Origin of the sequence: Bradyrhizobium sp. 613_E4_N2_2, from assembly GCF_052075995.1 — a bacterium.
In the GTDB taxonomy this organism is placed as follows: Bacteria; Pseudomonadota; Alphaproteobacteria; order Rhizobiales; family Xanthobacteraceae; genus Bradyrhizobium; species Bradyrhizobium barranii.
Map to the genome: position 1 here is coordinate 7,811,025 of NZ_CP197234.1, position 22,294 is coordinate 7,833,318.

At 65.4% G+C, this 22,294-nt stretch carries 26 protein-coding genes; 14 read left to right on the forward strand and 12 right to left on the reverse strand.

Going from position 1 to position 22,294, the window contains the following annotated elements:
• Positions 1–53: 53 nt before the first annotated feature.
• Both AB7290_RS36960 and AB7290_RS36965 read left to right on the forward strand, forming a co-directional pair.
• Positions 54–509: a GNAT family N-acetyltransferase gene (locus AB7290_RS36960; protein ID WP_085399304.1), complete on the forward strand. Its 456-nt coding sequence runs from the start codon at positions 54–56 to the stop codon at positions 507–509.
• Between the two features lie 263 nt (positions 510–772).
• Positions 773–1,714 (forward strand): aldo/keto reductase, encoded by a 942-nt coding sequence (locus AB7290_RS36965; RefSeq protein ID WP_028151823.1) that lies wholly within the window; start codon positions 773–775, stop codon positions 1,712–1,714.
• A gap of 18 nt (positions 1,715–1,732) precedes the next feature.
• Here the strand turns inward: AB7290_RS36965 and AB7290_RS36970 are convergent, their stop codons facing one another.
• From AB7290_RS36970 to AB7290_RS36980, 3 genes are all read right to left on the reverse strand, one after another.
• Positions 1,733–2,056 carry an antibiotic biosynthesis monooxygenase family protein gene (locus tag AB7290_RS36970; protein WP_085399303.1) on the reverse strand — a complete coding sequence of 108 codons (324 nt, stop codon included), beginning with the start codon at positions 2,054–2,056 and terminating at the stop codon, positions 1,733–1,735.
• 86 nt (positions 2,057–2,142) lie between these two features.
• Positions 2,143–3,360 (reverse strand): DUF1501 domain-containing protein, encoded by a 1,218-nt coding sequence (locus AB7290_RS36975; protein ID WP_167768214.1) that lies wholly within the window; start codon positions 3,358–3,360, stop codon positions 2,143–2,145.
• Positions 3,361–3,362: 2 nt separating this feature from the next.
• The gene (locus tag AB7290_RS36980) at positions 3,363–4,919 is read right to left on the reverse strand and encodes a DUF1800 domain-containing protein (protein ID WP_441254246.1); all 1,557 of its coding nucleotides are present in this window, start codon (positions 4,917–4,919) and stop codon (positions 3,363–3,365) included.
• Between the two features lie 114 nt (positions 4,920–5,033).
• On the opposite strand from AB7290_RS36980, the gene AB7290_RS36985 reads away from it, so the two are divergent.
• Positions 5,034–5,252, forward strand: a complete 219-nt coding sequence (locus tag AB7290_RS36985) for a cysteine-rich CWC family protein (protein WP_085399301.1) — start codon at positions 5,034–5,036, stop codon at positions 5,250–5,252.
• A gap of 172 nt (positions 5,253–5,424) precedes the next feature.
• On the opposite strand, the gene AB7290_RS36990 is transcribed toward AB7290_RS36985, so the two are convergent.
• From AB7290_RS36990 to AB7290_RS37000, 3 genes are all read right to left on the reverse strand, one after another.
• The gene (locus AB7290_RS36990) at positions 5,425–6,120 is read right to left on the reverse strand and encodes a glutathione S-transferase family protein (protein WP_063985539.1); all 696 of its coding nucleotides are present in this window, start codon (positions 6,118–6,120) and stop codon (positions 5,425–5,427) included.
• Positions 6,121–6,305: 185 nt separating this feature from the next.
• Positions 6,306–6,536 carry a hypothetical protein gene (locus AB7290_RS36995; RefSeq protein WP_085399300.1) on the reverse strand — a complete coding sequence of 77 codons (231 nt, stop codon included), beginning with the start codon at positions 6,534–6,536 and terminating at the stop codon, positions 6,306–6,308.
• Positions 6,533–7,312 carry a sulfite exporter TauE/SafE family protein gene (locus AB7290_RS37000; RefSeq protein ID WP_085399299.1) on the reverse strand — a complete coding sequence of 260 codons (780 nt, stop codon included), beginning with the start codon at positions 7,310–7,312 and terminating at the stop codon, positions 6,533–6,535. The genes AB7290_RS36995 and AB7290_RS37000 overlap by 4 nt, the downstream gene beginning before the upstream one ends.
• 307 nt (positions 7,313–7,619) lie before the next feature.
• Here AB7290_RS37000 and AB7290_RS37005 point away from each other — a divergent pair, with 307 nt between their 5' ends.
• The 4 genes from AB7290_RS37005 to AB7290_RS37020 all read left to right on the forward strand — a co-directional run bounded on the left by AB7290_RS37005 (position 7,620) and on the right by AB7290_RS37020 (position 10,175).
• Complete coding sequence (locus tag AB7290_RS37005; protein ID WP_063985542.1) at positions 7,620–8,537, forward strand: LysR substrate-binding domain-containing protein; 918 nt, start codon at positions 7,620–7,622, stop codon at positions 8,535–8,537.
• A gap of 124 nt (positions 8,538–8,661) precedes the next feature.
• Positions 8,662–8,889, forward strand: coding sequence for a hypothetical protein (locus AB7290_RS37010; protein WP_071909573.1), 228 nt, complete (start codon positions 8,662–8,664; stop codon positions 8,887–8,889).
• Positions 8,890–8,943: 54 nt separating this feature from the next.
• A complete protein-coding gene (locus AB7290_RS37015; protein ID WP_063985544.1) occupies positions 8,944–9,174 on the forward strand; it encodes a hypothetical protein in 231 nt (76 codons plus the stop codon).
• A gap of 104 nt (positions 9,175–9,278) precedes the next feature.
• Positions 9,279–10,175, forward strand: a complete 897-nt coding sequence (locus tag AB7290_RS37020) for an HAD family hydrolase (protein ID WP_085399298.1) — start codon at positions 9,279–9,281, stop codon at positions 10,173–10,175.
• A gap of 15 nt (positions 10,176–10,190) precedes the next feature.
• On the opposite strand, the gene AB7290_RS37025 is transcribed toward AB7290_RS37020, so the two are convergent.
• Positions 10,191–11,747: a hypothetical protein gene (locus AB7290_RS37025; RefSeq protein ID WP_135216024.1), complete on the reverse strand. Its 1,557-nt coding sequence runs from the start codon at positions 11,745–11,747 to the stop codon at positions 10,191–10,193.
• A gap of 245 nt (positions 11,748–11,992) precedes the next feature.
• On the opposite strand from AB7290_RS37025, the gene uvrB reads away from it, so the two are divergent.
• Positions 11,993–14,965: an excinuclease ABC subunit UvrB gene (gene uvrB, locus AB7290_RS37030; protein WP_135216023.1), complete on the forward strand. Its 2,973-nt coding sequence runs from the start codon at positions 11,993–11,995 to the stop codon at positions 14,963–14,965.
• Between the two features lie 97 nt (positions 14,966–15,062).
• On the opposite strand, the gene AB7290_RS37035 is transcribed toward uvrB, so the two are convergent.
• On the reverse strand, positions 15,063–15,299 hold the full coding sequence (locus AB7290_RS37035) for a hypothetical protein (RefSeq protein WP_028151579.1): 237 nt from the start codon (positions 15,297–15,299) through the stop codon (positions 15,063–15,065).
• A 292-nt stretch (positions 15,300–15,591) separates the two neighbouring features.
• Here AB7290_RS37035 and AB7290_RS37040 point away from each other — a divergent pair, with 292 nt between their 5' ends.
• From AB7290_RS37040 to AB7290_RS37060, 5 genes are all read left to right on the forward strand, one after another.
• On the forward strand, positions 15,592–16,044 hold the full coding sequence (locus tag AB7290_RS37040) for a nuclear transport factor 2 family protein (RefSeq protein WP_085399295.1): 453 nt from the start codon (positions 15,592–15,594) through the stop codon (positions 16,042–16,044).
• A gap of 237 nt (positions 16,045–16,281) precedes the next feature.
• Positions 16,282–16,722 carry a nuclear transport factor 2 family protein gene (locus AB7290_RS37045; protein WP_063985546.1) on the forward strand — a complete coding sequence of 147 codons (441 nt, stop codon included), beginning with the start codon at positions 16,282–16,284 and terminating at the stop codon, positions 16,720–16,722.
• Positions 16,723–17,103: 381 nt separating this feature from the next.
• The gene (locus AB7290_RS37050; RefSeq protein ID WP_085399294.1) at positions 17,104–18,027 is read left to right on the forward strand and encodes a hypothetical protein; all 924 of its coding nucleotides are present in this window, start codon (positions 17,104–17,106) and stop codon (positions 18,025–18,027) included.
• A 215-nt stretch (positions 18,028–18,242) separates the two neighbouring features.
• Positions 18,243–18,665, forward strand: a complete 423-nt coding sequence (locus AB7290_RS37055) for a hypothetical protein (protein WP_071909569.1) — start codon at positions 18,243–18,245, stop codon at positions 18,663–18,665.
• Between the two features lie 419 nt (positions 18,666–19,084).
• Positions 19,085–19,222 carry a hypothetical protein gene (locus AB7290_RS37060; protein WP_014492018.1) on the forward strand — a complete coding sequence of 46 codons (138 nt, stop codon included), beginning with the start codon at positions 19,085–19,087 and terminating at the stop codon, positions 19,220–19,222.
• A gap of 42 nt (positions 19,223–19,264) precedes the next feature.
• Here the strand turns inward: AB7290_RS37060 and AB7290_RS37065 are convergent, their stop codons facing one another.
• The 3 genes from AB7290_RS37065 to AB7290_RS37075 all read right to left on the reverse strand — a co-directional run bounded on the left by AB7290_RS37065 (position 19,265) and on the right by AB7290_RS37075 (position 20,542).
• Positions 19,265–19,411, reverse strand: a complete 147-nt coding sequence (locus AB7290_RS37065) for a hypothetical protein (protein ID WP_166103493.1) — start codon at positions 19,409–19,411, stop codon at positions 19,265–19,267.
• A gap of 199 nt (positions 19,412–19,610) precedes the next feature.
• Entirely contained in the window at positions 19,611–20,090 is a 480-nt protein-coding gene (locus tag AB7290_RS37070) for a MaoC family dehydratase (protein ID WP_085399293.1), read from the reverse strand.
• Positions 20,090–20,542 carry a MaoC family dehydratase gene (locus AB7290_RS37075; protein WP_085399292.1) on the reverse strand — a complete coding sequence of 151 codons (453 nt, stop codon included), beginning with the start codon at positions 20,540–20,542 and terminating at the stop codon, positions 20,090–20,092. The genes AB7290_RS37070 and AB7290_RS37075 overlap by 1 nt, the downstream gene beginning before the upstream one ends.
• A gap of 156 nt (positions 20,543–20,698) precedes the next feature.
• Here AB7290_RS37075 and AB7290_RS37080 point away from each other — a divergent pair, with 156 nt between their 5' ends.
• Positions 20,699–20,995 carry a DUF4282 domain-containing protein gene (locus AB7290_RS37080; protein ID WP_063985551.1) on the forward strand — a complete coding sequence of 99 codons (297 nt, stop codon included), beginning with the start codon at positions 20,699–20,701 and terminating at the stop codon, positions 20,993–20,995.
• A gap of 160 nt (positions 20,996–21,155) precedes the next feature.
• On the opposite strand, the gene ychF is transcribed toward AB7290_RS37080, so the two are convergent.
• Positions 21,156–22,253 (reverse strand): redox-regulated ATPase YchF, encoded by a 1,098-nt coding sequence (gene ychF / locus AB7290_RS37085; protein WP_085399291.1) that lies wholly within the window; start codon positions 22,251–22,253, stop codon positions 21,156–21,158.
• Positions 22,254–22,294: the final 41 nt, after the last annotated feature.

Sequence of the window (22,294 nt, forward strand, 5' to 3'; positions counted from 1 at the left end):
ACGTATGAAGGACGCTTCATCGCCTTGCGTCCTCCGAGATCGCGGAAACCCACATGTCGCTCACCATTCGCTCCGTCACGAAACAGGACTACGATCAATGGCTGCCGTTGTGGGATGGCTATAACGCTTTCTACGGCCGCTCCGGCCCGACCGCGCTGGCCCCCGAAATCACGCGGATGACGTGGCAGCGCTTCTTCGATGGCTATGAACCGGTGCATGGGCTGGTCGCCGAGAGCGACGGCAAGCTGCTCGGCATGACGAACTATCTGTTTCACCGCAGCACCACGGCGATCGAACCGTCCTGCTATCTGCAGGACCTGTTCACGCTGGAGGCCTCGCGCGGCAAGGGCGTCGCCTCGGCGCTGATCTACGACGTCTACGAGCGCGCAAAGCTCGCGGGGTCCCCGCGGGTCTACTGGCAGACGCACGAGACCAACGTCACGGCGCAGAGCCTGTACGACAAGGTCGCCGAGCGCTCCGGCTTCATCGTCTATCGCAAGATCTTCTGATCGCGGCAGTCGCGCAGTCCCTGTGGATAACTCTGCCTGTCACCCGCGCGTAACATAGCGGGACTACGTTGCACCTGCGTCTGATCAGGCCCCCCGTCACCGATCAAGCGCCCCAAAGCGGTCCCCGTCAGTCGCCGCGTCTGACAGGGGCCGCATTTTTTTTGGCTTCAGTTCCCGGCAGCATGGCAGCAACGCAAGGCGACGCCTTGCCGCTAGCGGGCAGCGCAGCCACAATGGCCCGCTTTCTCCTGACAGGACCTCCCATGGAAATTCGTAATCTCGGCGCCTCCGGCCTGCGCGTGTCCGCGGTCGGGCTCGGCTGCAACAATTTTGGCCAGCGCATCGACCTGGAGGCCTCGCGCAAGGTGATCCATCGCGCGCTCGATCTCGGCATCACGCTGTTCGACACCGCCGACATCTATTCGGCCATGGGCGGCTCGGAAAACGTGCTCGGCGCCGTGTTGGGCGATCGCCGCAAGGACATCGTGCTGGCGACGAAATACTCGAAGCCGATGGCGGAGGACGGAACCAAGCAGGGCGCTTCGCGCCGCTACATCATGGCGGCCGTGGACGCGAGCCTGAAGCGGCTGAAGACCGATTACATCGATCTCTACCAGCAGCACGATTATGACCCGCTGACGCCGATCGAGGAGAGTCTCCGCGCGCTCGACGATCTCGTCCGCCAGGGCAAGGTCCGCTACATCGGCAATTCGAACTTTCCCGCGTGGCGGATCGCCGAGGCCGAGTACGTCGCGCGCGCGATGAATGTCAGCCGCTTCGTCTCCTGCCAGGACGAATATTCCCTGGTCGTGCGCGACATCGAGAAGGACCTGCTGCCGGCAGCAACGGAATACAAGCTCGGCCTGTTGCCGTTCTTCCCGCTCGCAAGCGGACTTCTGACTGGCAAATACAAAAAGGGTGAGTCCGCACCCGGCGACACCCGCTTTGGCCAAACTCCGCGACTGCGCGACCGCTACGTCACCCCGCGCAACGAGGCGATCGTCGAGAAGCTGCAGGCCTTTGCGCAAGCGCGCGGACACTCGATGCTCGAGCTCGCCTTCTCGTGGCTCGCCGGCCGCCCGCAGGTCTCGAGCGTCATCGCGGGCGCCACCCGCGTCGAGCAGATCGAGCAGAACGTCAAGGCGATCGCGTGGAAGCTCAGCGCCGATGAGATGGCGGAGATCGACAAGATCACGCAGGGCTGATGTTTAAAGCGCGGCGCGTTACTTCGCGCCGCGTCCCACCGTCTGCATCACCTCAAAGCCTTCGAACTGGGGATGGCCGAGATAGAGTGGCTTGTTATCGCCAGCGCGCTGATGCGCCGCGCGAAACGCCTCCGACTTGGTCCAGGCCTCGAACGCGGCGTGGTTCGCCCAGATCGTGTGTGAGGCATAAAGCGTGTGGTCCTCGAGCTCGGGGCCGCGCAGCAAATGGAATTCGACGAAGCCCGGCACCCCGTCGAGAAACGTGTCGCGCGAGAGCCAGACCTGTTCGAAAGCGGTTTCAGAGCCCTTGGTGACGCGGAAGCGGTTCATGGCGATGTACATGGGGGTGATCTCCTGATGCTCGGTTCATCATGTCGTCATTCCGGGACACACCGCAAGGCGCGGGCCCGGAATGACGGTGGCTGTTATTACACCACCAGTCCCTTCATCGGCCGCGCAGCGGCGCTGTCCGGGAACACCGTCTCCGCCAGCACGCGATCGGACAGGCCGAACTGTCCCTGCAGCACGCCCTTGATTACCGAGCGCAAATCCGTGGTCGGCTTGAGGTCGCGGCCTTCGTAGAGGTTGGCGAGCTTGAGGCCGGGCCAGTCGGAGATGACGCGGCCGCCTTTCACTGCGCCGCCGGCGAGCAGCGCGATCGTTCCGGTGCCGTGATCGGTGCCGTCGGTGCCGTTGATGCGCGCGGTGCGGCCGAACTCGGTGGCGACGACGATTGCGGTGTCGCGCCAGCGCTCGCCGAGGCCGCTTTCGAACTCGGCAAGCGCGCCATCGAGGCCGCCGAGCAGGAAGGCCAGACGCCCGACCGGACCGCCTTCATTGGCATGCGTGTCCCAGCCGTCGAAGGCGAGCGCGGCAATGCGAGGGCCGTCGTCGGCCGCCATCAGTTTTGCGGCGCCGCGCGCGACCTGGCGCATCTGCGCGACCTGATTGCCGGGCTTCGGCTTCATGTCGTCGCCACTCGCGGCCTTCTCTAGCTGGAGGCCCTGCGACAGCGCGGAAGCCAGCGCGGGATCGCGGTGGCGATAGAGATCGACCAGCCGCATCGCGGTGTCGTCGTCGGCTTGCGGCAGCGCCACCGGCGCCCAGCCGACGGTCGGCGCATTGCCGCGCAGCACCAGTGGCGTGGTCGGCCCGACCGCGAGCCCGCTCGACACACGCTCGCCGCGCGGCAGCGCTTCGAGCGCGCGATTGAGCCAGCCGGATTGCACGCGGCCGGGGCCGGTATAGCCGCTTTCGAGCACGTCCTGGCCATCGAAATGCGAGCGGTCGCGATAGGGCGTCGCAACAGCATGGATCACCGCGGCATGCATGTCGCGATACATGCGCGCGAATTCCGGCATCGCCGGATGCAGCGCGAAGAAAGGATCGAGCATGATGGCGGGATGCGCGCCGTCGGCGGCAAGCGCGATCGAGCCGTGCAGGCCGGCATAATCGGGGTCACCGAGCGGCGCGACGGTCGAGAGCCCGTCGAGCGCGCCGCGCAGGATCACCACGATCAAGCGCGGATCGCGCCCGCCGGCCGCGCGCGCGAATTTCGGCAAATAAGCCCATGCCGCGAAGGATGCGCCGCCGAGCAGGAGGCCGCGGCGCGAGGTGAGGAGCCGGTTCTCGACGCAGTCGATCATCATCATCTCCTCTGCATTTCCGGCGACATCAGCAGCAGCGCCAATGCCTGTTGGCGCGATTCCGCCCGTTCGATGGTTTTGCGCGTCTCGATGGACGCCGCATCAGCGGCGGCGAATTCGAGCAAGTCGAGCGGATCGATATTGGGCCCAAGCCGCGCGCCCATTTGTGCCGCGATGTCGAGCCGGAGCTTGATGCCTTCGGGTGCGGCCCAGGCCGCGCTGGTATCCGGGAAGCCATTGGGACCGGCCGGCGACCACAGTGGCTGGCCGAGCAGATTGAGATTGTTGAGATAGCCGCCGGGATCCTCCGGCACGCGCGCGAGCAGCCGGCCACTCGCGACCACGAAGTCGTAGGGCGAGCGCATCTTGGTCAGCGGCGCCTTCCACGCTTCGTCGGAATCGACGAGCGCCGTCGCCATCGCCTTGAGATCACCGTCGGTCTTGACGAAGACGTCGCGCAATCGCGCCACGAGGGCCGGCGGCGGATCGTCGGCAACGAAATGGCGGACGAATTTGGTGGCGATGAATTTGGCGGTCGAAGGGTGGCGCGCGATGTCGGCGAGCGCGGCCTCGCCTTGCGCGAGTCCGGTCGGCTCGTAGGTCTTGCCGAGCAACATCTGCGGCCCGGGCTGATGCGCGTTGGCGTTGAACGCGAAGGAGCCGGGCGTGCCGAGCTGCCCCTGCCTTCCGGCAAAGGTCCAGCCGGTGATGATGCGCGCGAGCGAGGTGACGTCGTCCTGTGTGTAGCCGCCGCCGACGCCGAGCGTATGCAGCTCCATGATCTCGCGCGCGAGATTTTCGTTCAGCCCGCGCTTGCGGTTTTGCCCGGCGCGCGAGTCCGGCCCGAGCGATTGCTGGTTGTCGAGGAAGAACAGCATCGCCGGATGCTGCTCGACCGCCCTCAGCATGTCGGCGAAGCGCCCGAGCACATGCGGCCGGATCGCCTCGCGCTCGAACGCGCCGGCCCAGATCCGCGCCAGCTCGCCCTTGCTCGCGGAGATGCAGAAATGGTTGGACCAGAACACCACCAGCCGCTCGGTGAAGCCGCACTCGACCAGCGTCGCGCGCTGCAACCGCGCCAGCGCCTCGGCACGAAAGGTTTTCTGGATCACGTTGAGCGGCTGCGGCGCGGGCTTGGCGGCAGGGGGCGCGGCAGCGTTGGGCTGCATGGCGTCCGGTTTCGCCGCATTGTCGGCGGGCTCGGCCTCCGCCATCTGGCCGGCGATCTCGGTCGCGGCCGCATTGAGCGAGAGATTGCGGCGCAGCCCCGGCTTCGGATCGGCCGGTGCCTGCTGCGCCCCTTCAGCGGGCGCAGCAGCCTTTGCGGCCTCGCGCGCCTGCTTGACCTGGTCCTGATAGGCGAACACGGCCTGGCCCAGCTGCGGTGTCGATTGCAGGCCCGGCGCCTCCAGCAGCACGCCGTTGGGGCGCGCGAGTTCCGCCTTCACGAAGCCGCGCGGATCGGAGGCCGCGTTGATGAGATCGCCGGACGCCCCGCCGCGCGCTCCGAAACCGAAACGGTTGAGCGCGACGAGGGCAGCTTGCGAATCGCGGGCCATCGATGTGTCCTTCGCGCGTTGCCAACCGCTTTCCGAGTCTGAGCGCAGCGCCTAATATACCGTAGCGGGAGATGAACCCGGCATGAAAATGACGGCGAAGCCTTTGGGCAAATCATGACAAATCCGAAAGAATTTCCCTCCGAATTTCCCTTGCCGGAACCGCGCCGCCTCGCCTGCTCCCGTTGCGGCACCGAATTCGGCTGCGATCTCTCGGGCACCTGCTGGTGCGCGGAGGAAACGGCGCGCCTGCCGATGCCGGTCAAGGGCGAGGATTGTTTGTGCCGGGAGTGTCTGAGGAAGGCGGCGGCGGAGGCGGTGAGCGCGGCTCGTTAAGCGTGAGAGGATCGCCACAACCTCGGTGTCGTCCCTGCGGACGCAGGGACCCATAACCACAGGAAGGCGTTTGGCGAAGACTCGTCGTTCGGTATGCGACCATCCGCAACATTCAGATCACGCGGTATGGGTCCCTGCGTTCGCAGGGACGACGGTGTCGAGAGAGCCTGCCTTACACCGCGTGCCCCGGCGACTTCCGCGCCATGCCGTCGAACGCGTCGAGCAGTTTTTCGCGCCACGCATAGACGGGATCATCCACTTCCAGCAGCCTGAACGGGCTCACCACACGCGCCCATTGAAAACCGCCGAACACGATATAGTCGGCATAGTTCGGCGCGCTGCCGCCGAGATAGGCCTGCGTCTTGAACGTCTGCCGCATTACTTCGAGCGACTTGCGGAACGCGACGACGCCGGTCTCGCGGCTCGCCTGGACCTCTTCCAGGGGCTTGCCGAACCGCGCCTCACGCGACTGGCGGAAATAGGCGGCGTCGACCTGGCCGAGGTTTTTCGGGATGTCGGCGACGATCAGCAGAGAGAGGCCGCCGACGATGGCGATGTCGCCCCAGGCATTGAGCATGCGCGCCATGGCGCGGCCGCCCTCGCCGCCGAACAGCGACGGCTGGTCTGGAAAATTGTCTTCGAGATAGTTCGCGATCGCCCAGGAATCGATCACGGGCTTGTCATGATGCAGGAGCACCGGGACCTTCTCCGAGCCGTGCGGCGAAATCGCGCCCTTCTCGGTGAAGCGCCAGGGCAGCGATTCCGCCGACAGCCCCTTGTGCGCCAGCGCCATCCGCGTGCGCCAGCAATATGGGCTGAACGGGCGCGCGGCATCGGTACCGACGAGTTCGAAGAGCTTGAGCGACATGAAAGGCCTTCCCTGCCAGAGCCTCATCCTGAGGAGCGCGGAACGCGCGTCTCGAAGGATGAAGGCCCGATCTCGGCCTCGCCCTTCGAGACGCGCGCAAGATGCGCGCTCCTCAGGGTGAGGGTCTCCCATTCTGGATTGCTTCGCTTGCGCTCGCAATGACGATGTGGCGGCGGAGGTGTGTGTCACCGCCCGTTCGTGCGCAGCAACTTCTCGCCGTCCGTCGTCACCGCGATGATCAGCCCCACGCCTGCAATCGTTTCGCGGGTGACGTAGCCGCGCTCGGCGGCGTCTTCCCAGATCGTGAGACGCGGGCATGAGGTCTTCCAGGTCGCGATCACCTCGGCATAGGCGCGCGGCTCGCGCGCGATCCATTCGACGAAGTCCAGCACCAGCGGGTCGGCCATCTCGCTCATTGCAAACCTCCCTTGTCGAAAGCCGCCAGCACCGGGGTACGAAGCAGGAGCCAGCCGCCATAGGCGATGTAGTAGCAAGCGATGGTGGTGATCAGCTTGTTCGACCAGGCCACGAATTGCTGGTCGGTCATGGCTTCGAGGATGCGCCGCGCCAGCGTGGTGCCGAGCATAGAGGCTGCGATCGCGACGCCGGCGAGCACGGGATCGAGGCTCGCGGCCTGGTCGATGATGCGGCCGAAATAGACGAGCTTGGTGAAATGGCTGACGAGCTGGCACATCGCCTTCGTCGCCACCTTCTCGCGCCGGCCGAAATCGCCGCCGAGGAAGAAGGTGTCGAGCAACGGGCCGGACACGCCGGTCATCAGCATCAAGCCCATGCAGATCGTGCCATAGACGGTGCCCTGCCAGAGACGGTCGGGATCCGGCTTGATGTTCGACGGCAGCAGCCGCGCCATGAACGGGGTGATGCCGAGCAGCAGCAGCGCCATCGGCTTGTCCGGCACATAGCGGGTGAGCGACCAGGCCGCGAGCGCGACGGCAGCGCCGACCATGTAGTTCGCGACCGGCCGCCAGCGGATATGCGCGCGCCACAGGAACGCGCGCCAGCCGTTCGAGGCCATCTGCGTGATCGCATGCAGCACCATCGCGGTCGGCAGCGGCATCAGCGCCAGCAGCACGCCGATCAGGATCAGCCCGCCCGCCATGCCGAACAGCCCCGACAGGAACGCGGTGGTGACCATCAGCAATCCAAGGGCAGCGATCATGATGGGCGTCACGAGAGATTCTCCTGCAAGCACGTAAGGGACGAAGGCTGCATCACTCCCTCGCCCAGCTTGCGGGGAGAGGGTGGGGTGAGGGGGAGTCTCCGCAAGGAAGGTGGCAGAGGGACTCGCGGAGAGTCCCCCTCACCCGGAATTTGCTCTCGCAAACTCCGGCCTCTCCCCGCGTGCGGGGAGAGGCGAAGAACGCGGCGGCGGCCCCGAAACACAACTTGGAATTACTCTCATTCTTGTGCCTCGCTTGCCCCGGCTGCGCAAACTGAGTTATCTTGGCCTTGCATCAGCTTTCCTGAGGGTGGGTCATTTGCGGCGGCTGCTGTTTCTCAACGGCATCAAGGCATTCGAGGCGGCGGCGCGGACCGGCAGTTTTGCGGCGGCCGGGCTCGAGCTCAGCGTGTCGGCGGCGGCCGTCAGCCGCATGGTGCATCTGCTGGAGGAACGTCTTGGCGTCGCGCTGTTCGAGCGCAAGGCCAACAAGCTCGTGCTGACGCAGGCAGGCCGCGCCTATCAAGGCGGGCTGACGCCGATCTTCGACGCGCTGGCAAGCCTCACCGCGCAGGTGACGGCGCCCTCCAGCGTCCGCGTGCTCACCATCGGCGTCGGCCACACCTTTGCGATGCGCTGGCTGATCCCGCGCCTGTCGGAGTTTCGCAGCGAGGAGCCCGACATCGAGGTGCGCTTCACCACCGGTGGTGCCGAGGTCCCATTCGGCGAGGACTGGAGCTGCGGCATCAAGCTCGGCACCGGCGACTGGCCCGGCCTGGTCGCCGAGCCGCTATTCGCCGGCGACCTCACGCCGGTCTGCGTGCCTCGCCTCGCCACCGGCCTGAAGCGGCCCGCCGACCTCAAAGGGCCAGGCCTGATCCGCGTCACGCATTCGCCGGAGGATTGGCCGATCTGGCTCAAGGCGGCGAACCTCACCCGCATCAACGCGCGCGGACCGGAATTCCAGTTCTACGGCCAGGCGCTCCAGGCCGCCGCCGACGGCCTCGGCATCGCCATGGGCATCCGGCCCTATATCGACGACGATCTCGCCGCCGGCCGGCTGGTCGCGCCGTTCGATCTCTCGGTTCCCAAGGGCATGCGCTGGTACCTGCTGTATCGCAGTTTTCAGACCGAGCAGCGCGACTTCGCCGCGTTCCGGCGCTGGATCATGCGGGCGGCCTCGGAGCCCGCCGCACGCCCCGCCAGGCGGATCGGCCGCGCCGCGCCGCGGAACTGACGCCCGTTCCACGAGGCCCTGGGCAAAAAAGCCGGCCGCTTGTGAATGGCTTCACATACTGAACCCGCCAAACGTGGTCCCCTGACCCTTCAACAAGACACTTACGGAACATTTGGGGACTACAATGACGACCATCTACGACGGCTTTGACATCGAATCCTTCGAGGCCGGCAAAGGCCTCTGGCATGCCCGCATCCGCCGCGCCGATCTCAGCCCCCTCGCCATCGACGGCGTGCTGTTTCCGGCCATGGAAGTCGGTTTCGCCTGGCCGGATCAGAACGCGGCGATCGCCGATGCCAAGCACCACATCGACCGCTTCCGCCGGCGGGCCGACGACCACGACGACGAATAAGCGCGGGACTCCAAGCGAACCAAGGGACAGCGCAGCATAAAGGGGGAACCGGTCATGTCAGTCATCGAATTCGAAGACACGCCGCGGCCGAGAATCTATGCCCGCAATGTGCTGTCGAAATGTCCCGAATGCGATGGCGATCTCGCGGTGCTTCGCGTGATCGGCGGCCGCGCCGGGTGCGAGTACTGGACCATGCGCTGCACCGATTGCGGCGGGATCCATCTCGACATCCTCGAGCCGCACCGGGCGAGCAACGACGACGAGGCCCCGCCGCCGGCGGCGTAAGGCGCGACCGGCGATCCGGTCGCACGCTCGCAATCGCAATTCCATCCGGCCCCTGCAACTGCTATGCTGGCGCAGCAACCGCGCGCGCAGGCGAGGCATGACGGATGATCAAGGCTCTGCTGCTCGATCTCGGCGATACACTGATCGACTCCGCCAGTGAAAAACCGTTTCCCGGCGTCGAGGACGCGCTCGGCGTGATCGAGACCTTCGAGACGGCGGACCACGCGCCGCTGGTCGTGTGCCTGGTCTCGGACTACACGATGCCTGAACCGCGGACATCACGGGCGATCGCTGCGACCTTTGCCGAATACCTTGAGTTGCTCGACAGGACCGGCCTGCGGCGCTTCTTCGAACCGGTCGAGGAACGCGTGACGCTGTCGACCCATGCCGGCGCGAGAAAGCCCGATGCCTTGGTGTTCGAGACAGCCTTTAAGCGCGCCGGTGTCGATGGCGGCTTGAATCAGGCGCTGTTCATCACGGAAAATGCCGAGCATATAGCGGCCTGCCGCAAACTTGGGATGAAGACCCTGCGATATGGCACCGATTTCACATCCTGGTCGCAGGCCCCCTTGCTGATCTCGCAGGACATTGGCGCCGCCGGTTTCAAGAACAGCGAAGCGGTGTTCAGACCCGCTTTGGCCGACCGTGGCCTGAAGCTTCAATCCATCGAGGACCTCAGCCCGAACAAGCTCCGCGGCACTGCACGCAATCTGGTGCAGCTGCATTCGCCCGACCTCGGCAGCTTCAACGACGTGCATGTTGAGTTGCCGGTGGAGGTCGCGGCGAGCCTCGATTCGGCCGGTCGCATCACCACGGTGCACTCGACGCCCCGTCCTGACGACGTGGCCGAGGCCATTCTGAATGTGCAGTCGCTCGCGGCCAACAAGCAGATCGCCGACGGTCCGCCCGATCCCGCATCGCCCGTGCTGCCGACCTATCGGGTGGAAACGGATTCTGAGGGGCGGCGCATTCTGCGCCGCCGCCGCTTGACGGCCTTTTGACCGCAGACCGCCGCCTCAAATGCAGCAGCCGCACAGGAAGCGGATGCGGGTCAGCACCTTTTTGCCGCCGACCGTGCGGATGACGTGGGTGCGAATATTGTTCGACGACGCATCGTCGGCCGCGGCGGCGGCCACCAGCCCTTTCTTCTTCGCCGTCTTTGCGGCCGCCTTCGGCTTGCCGTCGAGCTCGATGCGACCGTTCCTGAGCAGCGTCTCGACGAAGGCGCCGACCTCGTCCTCCGTGCGATTGTGCTCTGGCAACGCGCCGAGCACCGCCGCACGGGCGCCGGAGCGGCCGATCAGAACCGGCTCCGCCGCGAAGGCGACCACGCCGCGAAGTCTGGTGTCGATATCGCCGAGCGGGACTTCGCGCCGATGCACCGCTTCCGCCACGCCCTCCCCGAGCATGGCGAGCGGGCGGATCGCGAATCTGGCGCCCTTCGCGCCGATCCGCTCGCGCAGATCCGAGAGCGTGCTCGGCGCGATCGTGGCGCTCGCCTTCAGGATCTTGGGTGGCGGCCCCGCCAACGCCGCCGTCGGCGCGGTCATGGCGGCGCTGCCGAGCATGATGTCGTGATCGGAGAACGCCTTGCCGATGATCTCGCGATTGGCGCCGTTGTTGATCTGGCCGTCGGCCTTGACCATGGCCCGGCCCACGGACTGAAAATATCGCGCCGTCTCCGGCGTCTGCCGCACCGCTTCGACCAACAGCCTGCCGCAGGTCTGCGCGGCGGTCAGCAGCGCCGCCTCGCTGCCGGCGCCGCTCGCCGCGAACACGCCGCGGAGCGTGTCATAGAATGCGCCGGTGAAGACGCGGCTGAAATTGTGGCTCTCGCGCGTGAGCAATTCGGGCGGATCTTCGAACTTGCCGGCCGGCAAGGTGCTGGGCAGCTGCCATTTGAACGTATTCAGCGCCCGCCGCGGCTTCGAGGGGTTGACGTTGCCGAACTGCTTGAGAATGGCGGCCGACAGATATTCGGAACTCGCCTCGACGAAATTCGGCTGGGACAGGTCGGGCGTGATCTGAAGCAGCTTGATCCGCGTCGCCTGGTCCGACAGCGCGGTCAGCAGGGCAACCACGTCGCCGAACGCTTCGTGAAACGCTCCGACCTCAGGTAGCGGGCTGTTGAACAGCTCCGGCCGCTGGGAATCGAGCAGGGCGTGGCCGACCTCATGGCTGACCGTGTCGGTGCTGGCCGCGGAGAAGGTGGTTGTGGTGCCGTCGTTGAAGTCGAAGAACCGAACACCTTGCGTGTCGTAATAGGCATTCAACCGCCGGGGGCCGACCGTTTCACCGTCATTGTAGGTCAGGCTGATGTCGATGCGAGGCCCTTGCGACCATCTGGCGAGGTTGCCGGCATAGGTCTCCCAGGCCTCCACAGCGGCGAGCGCCGCTTCCCGGCTCTGCCAGAACAGAAAGTCCCGCTGATTGACACCGAACGGGGCCTCGGCCGCGTGAGCCTCATAGTTGAAATTTGCACGCCCGGCCGGACGGTCGGGCCGCGCGTCCTGCTGCCGTTGCGGCATGTCGGTCACGGCATTGGGGTCGTTCGGGATGAAATTGATTGTCATGGAATCTACCCGCTGTTGAGGCGACTGGCCGCGCCTGCGGCCGAAAGCGCCGCCGAGATGCATGAAAATGGTCAGATCATCGCGCAATAAACACTACCTAAAGTAGCGCCATCGCCGTCCGACGCAACGACAAATTTGTCGCGTCGGGGCGATCATGGCTCCTGCTGCCAACCTGCTGTCAGCAGCCTGAGCACGGAAGGGCATTCGCCCTTTTCTGAAGCGCTGACTCGTCCCATATTCGGGGCATGGCGAAGAAACCTGCTCCCCCGAAATCCCCCAAATCCAAAGCCCCGAACTCGAAGGCACATCGGCCCGACGTGCAGCCGATCGGGCCGGCGCTGGCCGAACTTCTGAATCCCGCGATCAATCGCGGCGATGCCGGGCTGGGATCGGGCACCGGGCTGCAGCCGCCGCCGGACAATTCGCGCGACCGCCGCGCCGGGGGCGAGGCCGCCGCGCACCGGGCGCGCGCCTCGACACCGAGAGATTTTCCGCAGGATAATGCCAAGAATCTGACTAAGCCGATGCCGCTGCGGCCCAATCCGCAGCCGCCGGGGGCGCGTGCGTCGGAGAGCGGCGGCTTCGACGAGGCGCCGCAGGCCAATTACGGCACCGCGGCCACGATCCCGACGCTCGATCCGGAACTGGCGCGGCAGCTCGGGATGCCGACAGAGGAGGACGATGCGGAAGCGCTGGCGCGTCCGCCGCGCAACAAAATGGAGGCGCTCGGGGTCAAGGCGACCGCGGATGCGCTGGAATCGCTGATCCGCGAGGGCCGTCCGGAGTTCCGCAGGGACGACGGCTCCACCAAGGTGTGGACGCCGCACCGGCCGCCGCGCCCGGAAAAGTCCGAAGGCGGCGTGCGCTTCGAGCTTAAGTCCCACTATGAGCCGCGGGGCGATCAGCCGACCGCGATCAAGGAGCTGGTCGAGGGCATCGAGCGCAACGACCGTTCGCAGGTGCTGCTCGGCGTCACCGGCTCGGGCAAGACCTACACCATGGCGCAAGTGATCGAGAAGACGCAGCGTCCCGCCATTATCCTGGCGCCGAACAAGACGCTCGCCGCCCAGCTCTATGGCGAGTTCAAGAGCTTCTTCCCTGATAACGCGGTCGAGTATTTCGTCAGCTATTACGACTACTATCAGCCCGAGGCTTATGTCCCGCGCACGGACACCTACATAGAAAAGGACTCGTCGATCAACGAGCAGATCGACCGCATGCGCCACTCGGCGACGCGCGCCCTGCTCGAGCGCGACGACGTCATCATCGTCGCCTCGGTGTCCTGCATCTACGGTATCGGCTCGGTCGAGACCTACACCGCGATGACGTTCGCGCTGAAGAAGGGCGAGCGCATCGACCAGCGCCAGCTGATCGCCGACCTCGTCGCGCTCCAGTACAAGCGCACCCAGGCCGATTTCACCCGCGGCACGTTCCGTGTGCGCGGCGACGTCATCGACATCTTCCCCGCGCACTATGAAGACCGCGCCTGGCGCGTGAATCTGTTCGGCGACACCATCGAGACCATCGAGGAATTCGATCCGCTCACCGGCCACAAGCAGGACGAGCTCGAATTCATCAAGATGTATGCGAACTCGCACTATGTGACGCCGCGCCCGACGCTGGTGCAGGCGATCAAGTCGATCAAATCGGAGCTGAAGCAGCGGCTCGACCAGCTACACGACCAGGGCCGTCTGCTGGAAGCGCAGCGGCTGGAGCAGCGCACCACCTTCGATCTCGAGATGATGGAGGCGACCGGAAGCTGCGCCGGCATCGAGAACTATTCGCGCTATCTCACCGGGCGCCTGCCCGGCGAGCCGCCGCCGACGCTGTTCGAATACGTCCCCGACAACGCGCTGGTGTTCGCCGACGAAAGCCACGTCACCGTGCCGCAGATCGGCGGCATGTTCCGCGGCGACTTCCGCCGCAAGGCGACGCTCGCCGAATACGGCTTCCGCCTGCCCTCCTGCATGGACAACCGCCCGCTCCGCTTCGAGGAGTGGGACATGATGCGGCCGCAGACGGTCGCGGTGTCGGCGACGCCGAGCGGCTGGGAGCTGAACGAAAGCGGCGGCGTGTTCGTCGAACAGGTCATTCGCCCGACCGGACTTATTGATCCTCCCGTTAATATCCGCCCCGCCCGCACCCAGGTCGACGATCTCGTCGGCGAGGTCCGCGCCACCGCCCAGGCAGGCTATCGCTCGCTGATCACGGTGCTGACAAAGCGCATGGCGGAGGATCTCACCGAATATCTGCATGAGCAGGGTATTCGCGTTCGCTACATGCACTCCGATATCGACACCATCGAGCGTATCGAGATCATCAGGGATCTTCGCTTGGGCGCCTTCGACGCGCTGGTCGGCATCAACCTGCTCCGCGAGGGTCTCGACATTCCCGAATGCGCACTGGTCGCGATTCTGGACGCCGACAAGGAAGGCTTTTTGCGCAGTGAAACGTCCTTGATTCAGACCATCGGCCGCGCCGCGCGCAACGTCGACGGCAAGGTGATCCTCTATGCCGACCAGATGACGGGCTCGATGGAGCGCGCCATCGCCGAGACCAACCGGCGCCGCGAAAAGCAGGTCGAGTACAACACCGCCAATGGCATCACGCCGGAGAGCGTGAAGAAGCAGATCGGCGACATCCTCAACTCCGTCTACGAGCGCGACCACGTGTTGGTCGAGGTCGGCGGCCACGACATGACCGACGACGTCATCTCGATCGGCCACAATTTTGAAGCCGTGCTCGCCGATCTCGAAACCCGCATGCGCGAGGCCGCCGCCGATTTGAACTTCGAGGAAGCCGCCCGCCTCCGCGACGAAGTCAAACGCCTGCGCGCCACCGAGCTCGCAGTGGTCGACGACCCCACCGTCAAGCAGCGCACCGTGCAGGGCAAGGCCGGCGCCTATGCCGGCACCAAGAAGTACGGCGACGCCGCCAACCTCCCCGTCAGCGCGATGAAGAAAAAGACCGTGAGCTCCGCACTGAAAGCCAGCGGCGGCGGCAGCGGCTCGAAGGTGCACAAGCCGCATCTCGACGAGATGCACGGGCCGGAGTCGTTGCCCTATCGCGAGAACCCGAGCCTGCCGGCAAAGCCGTTCGGCAGCACGAGCCGGATCATCCAGCCGACGGACTCGAGGCAGTCCGGGCCGGAGTTCGGACCTGCGCCGAAGTCGACGGGTGGACAGCCGGGACGGCGGGGTGGGTGGAAGAAGAGGTAGGCGGCGGAGTATCGTCCGCGCTTGTCGTGGTTATGGATTCCGGGCTCGCGCTTCGCGCGCCCCGGAATGACGAGGGAGCATGTGGTGCCGTTCGCGCCTACAACTTCCCCTGCCCGTTTACCTGACCCTGCTGTTGCTGCTGCTTTTCCTGCTCCTTGGCGTGATGCCTGCCGTAGAGGCAGCCGGCGGCGGCGCCCAGGACGCCGTGATGGCCGGCATAGTGGCCGGCGACGCCGCCGACGACGGCGCCCTTGATGCAGCCCTTGGCGTTGGCGGCGGAGGTCGCGCCCAGCATCAGAAGTGCTGCGGCGACGGTGAGAAGCGGGGATTTCATGATCGATGTCTCCGGATCGGTTTCGGTGTCTCAACGAGCACCGACGGGCGCGGGTTCCCGTGTGCCGTGCGTGGCGGACGCGCCCACCGGCATGCACGCGGCGTCATGCGGGACGCGAAAGCCCGCTCGAATTCTTGCAGGCGGCCATCAACACAAGCTTTAATTGCATTTCATGAACCGGGCTTTGCATCGGCGCGTCATATGATCCGGACACCATTGTTTTTGCGGATTGCTGGACCCGCAGAGCGCGCATTGGCGTTTGCAATCGACACCCCACGAGGGCGGGAGCGGCATGACGGTTGGATCGCTGAACAGGCAACGCGTGCTGCATCTGCTGGACAGCTTTGCGCGCGGCGATATCGAGGCCGCGCTGTCGTGCTGCACCGACGACGTCGACTTTCTTACCCACGCGCCGATCGACGTACTGCCGCACATGGTGCCGCGCCACGGCAAGCAGCAGCTGCGCGATCTGTGGCAGACCGTCTGGTCGCGCTATTCCGAAATCCGCTACAGGGCGCCGCACATCCTCGCCGAGGGCGACGAGGTCGCGACCTACATGCACACCTACTTCAAGAAGCGCAGCAACGATCGCGTCGTGCAGTTCGACATGGCGGTGTTCTACAGCTTCCGGGGCGGACTGGTGGCGCAGATCCGCGAGATCATCGATTCCTACGATCTGGTGCAGCAGGTGCTGGAGCGGGAGATCGGGCCGCTGATCGTGGGCGCGCGGGCGGACGGGGGATGATCCTTCGCGCTCGCCCCGTTCTGACGGGCAGAGGTGGAGCAGAGACCGGGAGATTACGGGGTTCTGTTGTAAATCTCACAAACCCGCATCAATTGTGCATTGCGAAAACGTGAATTGCGTTTTGGCCGAAATCGCCTATTTTATTTGTATACGAATGAATTGAGCGGCCCCCGCACCTTTTCTGTGCATGGGGTTGCTTTCCGTTTTTTCTGCAAGCCAGCTTCAGGACGCCCCCAAATGACAGAGCACAGCCTCTGGCGTTTCTCGCGCGCGTTGCATCGCGCGGTGAACGACCGGGATTTCAGGGACATCGAGGCCCTGATCGACGAGGACGTCGAGTGGGCGATCTACGGCCCGATCGACATGTTTCCGTTCCTCGGCGCGCGCCAGGGCCGGGACGCCGTGCTCGACGTCATCCGCCAGCTCGCCGACAATTTCCACGTCCGCCGCTTCGACCGCGAGAGCATCATGCTCGGCGTGGATTCCGCCGCCTCGATGCTGCGCTATTCGCTGACCGCGCTGGATTCCGACAAGCCGATCAGCTTGCGGGTGGCGCAGTTCGCCCAGTTCAGGGCGGGCAAGCTGATCAGCATGCGCGTGCTGGTCGACACCTTCGATCTGGTTGAACAGGCACTCGGCCGCGCCATTCATCTGCCGAAGATGACCCGCGTCGGCTGAGGGGGACGCCAACGGGCCCCGCTTGCCGGGACCGATGATTGATGCTCGCCCGACCCGCGTCCTGGCCTCCAGCCCCGCCGGATGCCGTCGTGGCGAAGCTCGTCATCGGGCGCGCCTTTCGCGCGGCCCGTTGGTTCGCCATTCCAGTGGTTTGAGCATGATCTCCGCGCAAACGCGTTCCGCGTTTGTCGCGAGGGAAAACCGCTGCACACTTTGCGCTGGCGCGGCCCTTCGGGTCCGGATCATGCTCTGGCCGAGGCGAGCCGCCACAATTTCGCAACGATAGATCACCATGTGTTGAGCGGACGGAATGGCGCATGGTCATCACCGAAGGCCGCATTATAGTGGCGGCAGGCATGCGCTGGGCTCGCGGGCAGGACGATGGAATTCTCGACAGGTTTTGGCTGGACCAGGCTGCCGGTGCTGGCGGCCGCATTCATTTTGGGCTCGGTTCTGACGGTCTCGGCGCAGATCATCCCGCCCTTCTCGGCGGCTGCGCCTGACGACGAGGCCGAGACCGAAGCCACGGAGACCGCCGCAGCTCCCGACGTCAACGACCCCGACATTTTAAAGGGCATCGACGTCGACAAGCTCGACTGGAGTCAACTCGCGGTCGACGCCGGTACCGGCAACGACGTCATGGCCGCCAAGAAGCGCGCCCAGGCCGCGGCCAAGGACGGCCTGAACTGGTCGTCGAACGCGAACGCCAACGGCTCCTCCGCGGTGACGGTGAAGCAGTCGGTCTCCTCGTTCTGGGACGCCCGCATCGGCGCCGACATGACGGTGACGAGCGAGCCGCGGACGATGTCCGAGCTGCTGGCGCAGAAAGCCACCAATGGCGGCAGCCTGCCGCAATCCTCCGGCAGCGCCTGGGCGGCCGCGACCGCGCCGGGCGCCGGCTCGATCTGGGACAAGACCGCGGTGGAAGCCCGCGTCGATCCCGGCGCCGAGCAGAGCAAGATCGGGGCGTCGCTGATCAAGTCGGTGCCGCTGTCGAGCGACACGTCGCTGACGCTCCAGAACGGCTACAGCGTCAACCAGCAGGGCACCACCGCGGTGCCCGGCATCGGCGGCCACATCACGCGCAATTACGAGACCGAGCAGAGCGCCAAGGTCACCCTCACCGACACCGGCACCAGCATCACCGCCGGCCAGTCGCTGTCGACCACCGACGACAAATGGCTGCGCAAGGTCGGCGCCGAGCAAAAGCTGTTCGACAACGTCACCGTCTCCGGCTCGGTCGGCGAGACCTCGCAGGGCGCGATCAACAAGAGCCTGACGGCGGGCTTCAAGAAGAGCTGGTAGCAGTCCTGCGCCCCCCTCTGCCATCATCCCGGGATAGGTTCGTTTTCCCAGCAGTTCAGACTCTCGTAACCATACGCCACGGCAAAGCCCCCGAATCGTCCGCCCTTGCCGTATCTCGGCCAAGTTGCGGTCAAAATCCGACGCCCTAGTCGGATGACCGAACTCGTCGTGCGGGGGACACTCGCGCTGCGCTCAACGCGAACAGGGGAATAACGATGAACGCCATGCGTCCGGAAAAGACCGAACCCACCGAGACCGAGACGGTCGACACCAACCTCGCCGCAGTGACGGAAGTCGAAGCCGGCATCCGCGACTTCGTCCGCAACGACATCGCCTATCTGCGCCGGCCGGCATCGGGAACCACCGACACGCCGCCGCTCGATCCGAGCGCGGAAGCCACCGTCACCAACGTCAACTCGCTGATCCAGCGCGTCGCCGGCACCTCGCTCGCCGAGATCGAGAACCTGATCTCCGAGCTCGAGAGCCTGCGCGACCTGCTCCATGCCGAGGGCCAGCGCGTCCAGCGCGAGATCTCCGGCTACGCCCAGCTCAGCCAGGCCGCGATGAAGTCGACCCGCATGATCGCCGACAACGTCGCGCAGTGGAAGCGCGCCGCCGACGGCCTGCGCAACAGCTGATCACTCACGTCAAGCATCACCGGCCGCCGCGTTCCGCAAAGGACGCGGCGGTTTTGATTCGCGGGGAGTTGGGTGCGCACAAGCTCCCCACGATAGGTGTCATCGCCCGACTTGCCGCCTTCGCTAAGGCTTCGGCGGCCGAGTGAGTTCTTGGCCCGGCGAAGCCCTTGGCGGAGACGGGATCGGGCGATCCAGTATTCCAGAGACAATGAGGCAAGAGCCGGGACGCCGCGGCGTACTGGATGCCCCGGTCAAGCCGGGGCATGACAGCGGAGGGTGTGGCTGCGAAAGATTGAGGCAGTGGACATGCGTTCACGCAGTCAATGCAGCCGACCCGGTTCGCTTTGAACCCTCCGCGCCCCAGCGCCGACCAATGCCAAGCGCCCGCAGCCTTGCGGCCGGGCCTGGGGACATTTCAGATGGAAAGCATTCGGCCCGACAACACGGACCCTATCCCGCTGCGGCCCGCGCCGAACCAGTTCGGCACGATCATGCTGCGCTTCGTCGGATTGCTGGCGGTGGCGATCGCGGTGCTGGCGTTCGTCTATAGCCGCTGACGGCGGAGGCCGGACGTCCGGCCCCGAAGAGTTAACGAGCCCTTAACGGCTCGCGTCGACCGTCGAGGCTTCCAGGGTGTAGCCGCCATCGGCATAGCCCTTCACCACCATGCCGGCGACCAGCATCACTGCCAGCGTCGCGGTCGCAAAGATAAATCCCACCAGCTTGAGTGCGCCGCGGTCTGCCATGGTCCTCGTCCCCTGTTCTCTGCCCAATTCGTTTCAATTAGACAGCGACAGGTTCATAATTGGTTAGCAACTCGATGGTTCCGCCAACTGCTTCGCGGGTCATCATGTTGAGCAGGCTTATGGCAGCCGCCCGGAATCGCGTCCATAGCGCGCGGGCAACACTCGCGCATACATTTGGACCGTTCATCCTGGAACAGGTCTAACCGCCCTTCCGCATCGGCACGAAGGCGCTGGCGGTGATGGAATAGACCTCCTCGCCGCGCTGGTTGGTGCCGGTGGTGCGGGCCGTCAGAATGCCCCAGCCGGGGCGCGAGGCGGAGCTGCGCTTGTCGATGACTTCGTTGACGTAGGCGACGGTGTCGCCGGCGAGCACCGGCCTGATCCAGCGCAGGTCGCGAAAGCCCGGCGACGGCCCCCACACCGCGACCTCCTCGCCGCGCGAAGCGGCCTCACGCGCCAGACGCTGGCCATCCGCGACAAGCAGGCTCATGCAGGCCGAGCCGACATGCCAGCCCGAGGCCGCAAGGCCGCCGAACAGCGAGTTCTTGCCTTCCTCCTCGTCGAGATGGAAGCGCTGTGGATCGAACTTTGCGGCGAAAATCTTGATGGACTCCGCGGTGAACGTATAGGCGCCGATCTCGCGGCGGTGGCCGATCTCGATCTCCTCGAAGAAGGGCATCAGACTGCTCTCTCGCGCCGCTTGATCAGGATCGGCGAGGTCATCTCGCACAGCGCCTCGTCCTTGGCGTTGCGCACCGTGCATTTGAACTTGACGATGCCGAGCTCCGGCCGGCTCTTCGAGGCGCGCGCCTCCAGCACGTCGACGTCGAGCATGAGATCGTCGCCGGGCCGCAAGGGTGACAGCCAGCGCACCTCGTCGACGCCGGGCGAGCCGAGCGAAGCGGCGCGTGTGATGAAGCCATCGGCCATCATCCGCATCATCAGCGAGCAGAGGTGCCAGCCCGAGCCGGACAGGCCGCGCAGCATGCTGTTGGCCGCGGCCTCCTCATCGAGGTGCATCGGCTGCGGATCGAACTCGGCGGCGAAAGCCAAGATCTCGTCGCGGGTGACATGGCGCGGGCCGAATGTTCCGAACCGGCCGGGCGGGAAATCTTCGAAGGTCAGGGTCATCTCGGGAATGCTTTGAGGGAATGACAGATTGTGGCCGCACTTTGCGGCAATCTCAACCCGCCGGCCCGCATGGCTCGTGCTACATATGGGGTGTCGGCGTTGGTCTTGAGTCGGATCAACCGGCAGGCCGAGGCCCGATTTGCCCTGGGGAGAGCAATGTTTTCATTCAGCGACCTGTTTCAATGGGACCGATTCATAACCCCTACGATCATCAAGACCTTCTACTGGCTGGTGATCGCACTGATCTGCCTGTTCGGCCTTTCCGGAATCTTCTCCGGTCTCGCGACGATGGCGATCAGCCCGTTCGGCGGCTTCCTGGTGCTGCTGTCATCGATCGCGAGCATCGTTGTCGGCATCGTGTTCTCGCGCATCGCCGCGGAGCTGATCCTGATCGTCTTCCGCATCAACGAGCATCTCGGCGCGATCCGCGACCAGGGCGGCGGGGCGCGGTGAGGCGGCTGCAGGTGCCGTAGGGTGGGCAAAGGCGCAAAGCGCCGTGCCCACCATCCTTTCGCGATTTGAGAGAGACGTGGTGGGCACGCTTCCGCCTTCGCTCTTCGAGCTACGGCGGACAAGTCGCTTTGCCCACCCTACAGCACCGCTCTTTCGCGTCTTACGTATTGAACCTGAAATGCATCACGTCGCCGTCGGCGACGACGTATTCCTTGCCTTCGAGACGCAGCTTGCCGGCATCGCGGGCGCCGGCTTCGCCGTTCAGCGCGACATAGTCCTCATACGCCATCGTCTCGGCGCGGATAAAACCCTTCTCGAAGTCGGTGTGGATCACGCCGGCCGCGCCCGGGGCCTTGGTGCCGCGATAGATGGTCCAGGCGCGCGCTTCCTTCGGGCCCACCGTGAAATAGGTGATGAGGTCGAGCAGGGTGTAGCCGGCGCGGATCAGGCGATCGAGGCCGGCCTCTTCGAGACCCAGCGTCTCCAGGAAGTCGGCGCGTTCCTCGCGTAAAATGGTGGCGATCTCGGATTCGATCTTGGCGGAGATGACGACGGCAACGGCGCCTTCCTTGGCCGCCTGCTCCTCCACCGCCTTGGAGAACGAATTACCCGTGGCGGCCGAGCCTTCCTCGACGTTGCAGACGTAGAGCACCGGCTTCGACGACAGCAGGCCGAGCATCCCGAAGGCGCGCTCCTCCTCCGCCTTGCGCTCGACGAGGCGGGCGGGCTTGCCCTCGCGCAGCAGCACCAGCGTGCGGTTGACGAGGTCGAGCTGCTCCTTGGCGTCCTTGTCGTTGCCCTTGGCTTTCTTCGTGAGGTTGTCGACGCGCTTCTCGAGGCTGTCGAGGTCGGCGAGCATCAGCTCGGTCTCGATGGTCTCGATGTCGGCGAGCGGGGCGATCTTGCCCTCGACATGCGTGATGTCGGAATCCTCGAAGCAGCGCACGACATGCGCGATGGCGTCGACCTCGCGGATGTTGGCGAGGAACTGGTTGCCGAGGCCTTCACCCTTGGAGGCGCCGCGCACGAGGCCGGCGATGTCGACGAAGGTCAGCCGGGTCGGGATGATCTGCGCCGATTTGGCGATGGCCGAGAGCTTGTCGAGCCGCGGATCGGGCACGGCGACTTCGCCGACATTCGGCTCGATGGTGCAGAACGGATAGTTCGCGGCCTGCGCCGCGGCCGTCTCGGTCAGCGCATTGAACAAGGTCGACTTGCCGACATTCGGCAACCCGACGATCCCGCATTTAAATCCCATGGTCGTCCTCTATCCGTATTCGTCATGGCCGGGCCTGACGG

Bases quoted from the DNA above. Each gene is read 5' to 3' on its own strand.
- AB7290_RS36960 (WP_085399304.1), top strand. From the start codon at position 54: ATGTCGCTCACCATTCGCTCCGTCACGAAACAGGACTACGATCAATGG.
- AB7290_RS36965 (WP_028151823.1), top strand. From the start codon at position 773: ATGGAAATTCGTAATCTCGGCGCCTCCGGCCTGCGCGTGTCCGCGGTC.
- AB7290_RS36970 (WP_085399303.1), bottom strand. From the start codon at position 2,056: ATGTACATCGCCATGAACCGCTTCCGCGTCACCAAGGGCTCTGAAACC.
- AB7290_RS36975 (WP_167768214.1), bottom strand. From the start codon at position 3,360: ATGATCGACTGCGTCGAGAACCGGCTCCTCACCTCGCGCCGCGGCCTC.
- AB7290_RS36980 (WP_441254246.1), bottom strand. From the start codon at position 4,919: ATGGCCCGCGATTCGCAAGCTGCCCTCGTCGCGCTCAACCGTTTCGGT.
- AB7290_RS36985 (WP_085399301.1), top strand. From the start codon at position 5,034: ATGACAAATCCGAAAGAATTTCCCTCCGAATTTCCCTTGCCGGAACCG.
- AB7290_RS36990 (WP_063985539.1), bottom strand. From the start codon at position 6,120: ATGTCGCTCAAGCTCTTCGAACTCGTCGGTACCGATGCCGCGCGCCCG.
- AB7290_RS36995 (WP_085399300.1), bottom strand. From the start codon at position 6,536: ATGAGCGAGATGGCCGACCCGCTGGTGCTGGACTTCGTCGAATGGATC.
- AB7290_RS37010 (WP_071909573.1), top strand. From the start codon at position 8,662: ATGACGACCATCTACGACGGCTTTGACATCGAATCCTTCGAGGCCGGC.
- AB7290_RS37015 (WP_063985544.1), top strand. From the start codon at position 8,944: ATGTCAGTCATCGAATTCGAAGACACGCCGCGGCCGAGAATCTATGCC.
- AB7290_RS37020 (WP_085399298.1), top strand. From the start codon at position 9,279: ATGATCAAGGCTCTGCTGCTCGATCTCGGCGATACACTGATCGACTCC.
- AB7290_RS37025 (WP_135216024.1), bottom strand. From the start codon at position 11,747: ATGACAATCAATTTCATCCCGAACGACCCCAATGCCGTGACCGACATG.
- uvrB (WP_135216023.1), top strand. From the start codon at position 11,993: ATGGCGAAGAAACCTGCTCCCCCGAAATCCCCCAAATCCAAAGCCCCG.
- AB7290_RS37035 (WP_028151579.1), bottom strand. From the start codon at position 15,299: ATGAAATCCCCGCTTCTCACCGTCGCCGCAGCACTTCTGATGCTGGGC.
- AB7290_RS37040 (WP_085399295.1), top strand. From the start codon at position 15,592: ATGACGGTTGGATCGCTGAACAGGCAACGCGTGCTGCATCTGCTGGAC.
- AB7290_RS37045 (WP_063985546.1), top strand. From the start codon at position 16,282: ATGACAGAGCACAGCCTCTGGCGTTTCTCGCGCGCGTTGCATCGCGCG.
- AB7290_RS37050 (WP_085399294.1), top strand. From the start codon at position 17,104: ATGGAATTCTCGACAGGTTTTGGCTGGACCAGGCTGCCGGTGCTGGCG.
- AB7290_RS37055 (WP_071909569.1), top strand. From the start codon at position 18,243: ATGAACGCCATGCGTCCGGAAAAGACCGAACCCACCGAGACCGAGACG.
- AB7290_RS37060 (WP_014492018.1), top strand. From the start codon at position 19,085: ATGGAAAGCATTCGGCCCGACAACACGGACCCTATCCCGCTGCGGCCC.
- AB7290_RS37065 (WP_166103493.1), bottom strand. From the start codon at position 19,411: ATGGCAGACCGCGGCGCACTCAAGCTGGTGGGATTTATCTTTGCGACC.
- AB7290_RS37070 (WP_085399293.1), bottom strand. From the start codon at position 20,090: ATGCCCTTCTTCGAGGAGATCGAGATCGGCCACCGCCGCGAGATCGGC.
- AB7290_RS37075 (WP_085399292.1), bottom strand. From the start codon at position 20,542: ATGACCCTGACCTTCGAAGATTTCCCGCCCGGCCGGTTCGGAACATTC.
- AB7290_RS37080 (WP_063985551.1), top strand. From the start codon at position 20,699: ATGTTTTCATTCAGCGACCTGTTTCAATGGGACCGATTCATAACCCCT.
- ychF (WP_085399291.1), bottom strand. From the start codon at position 22,253: ATGGGATTTAAATGCGGGATCGTCGGGTTGCCGAATGTCGGCAAGTCG.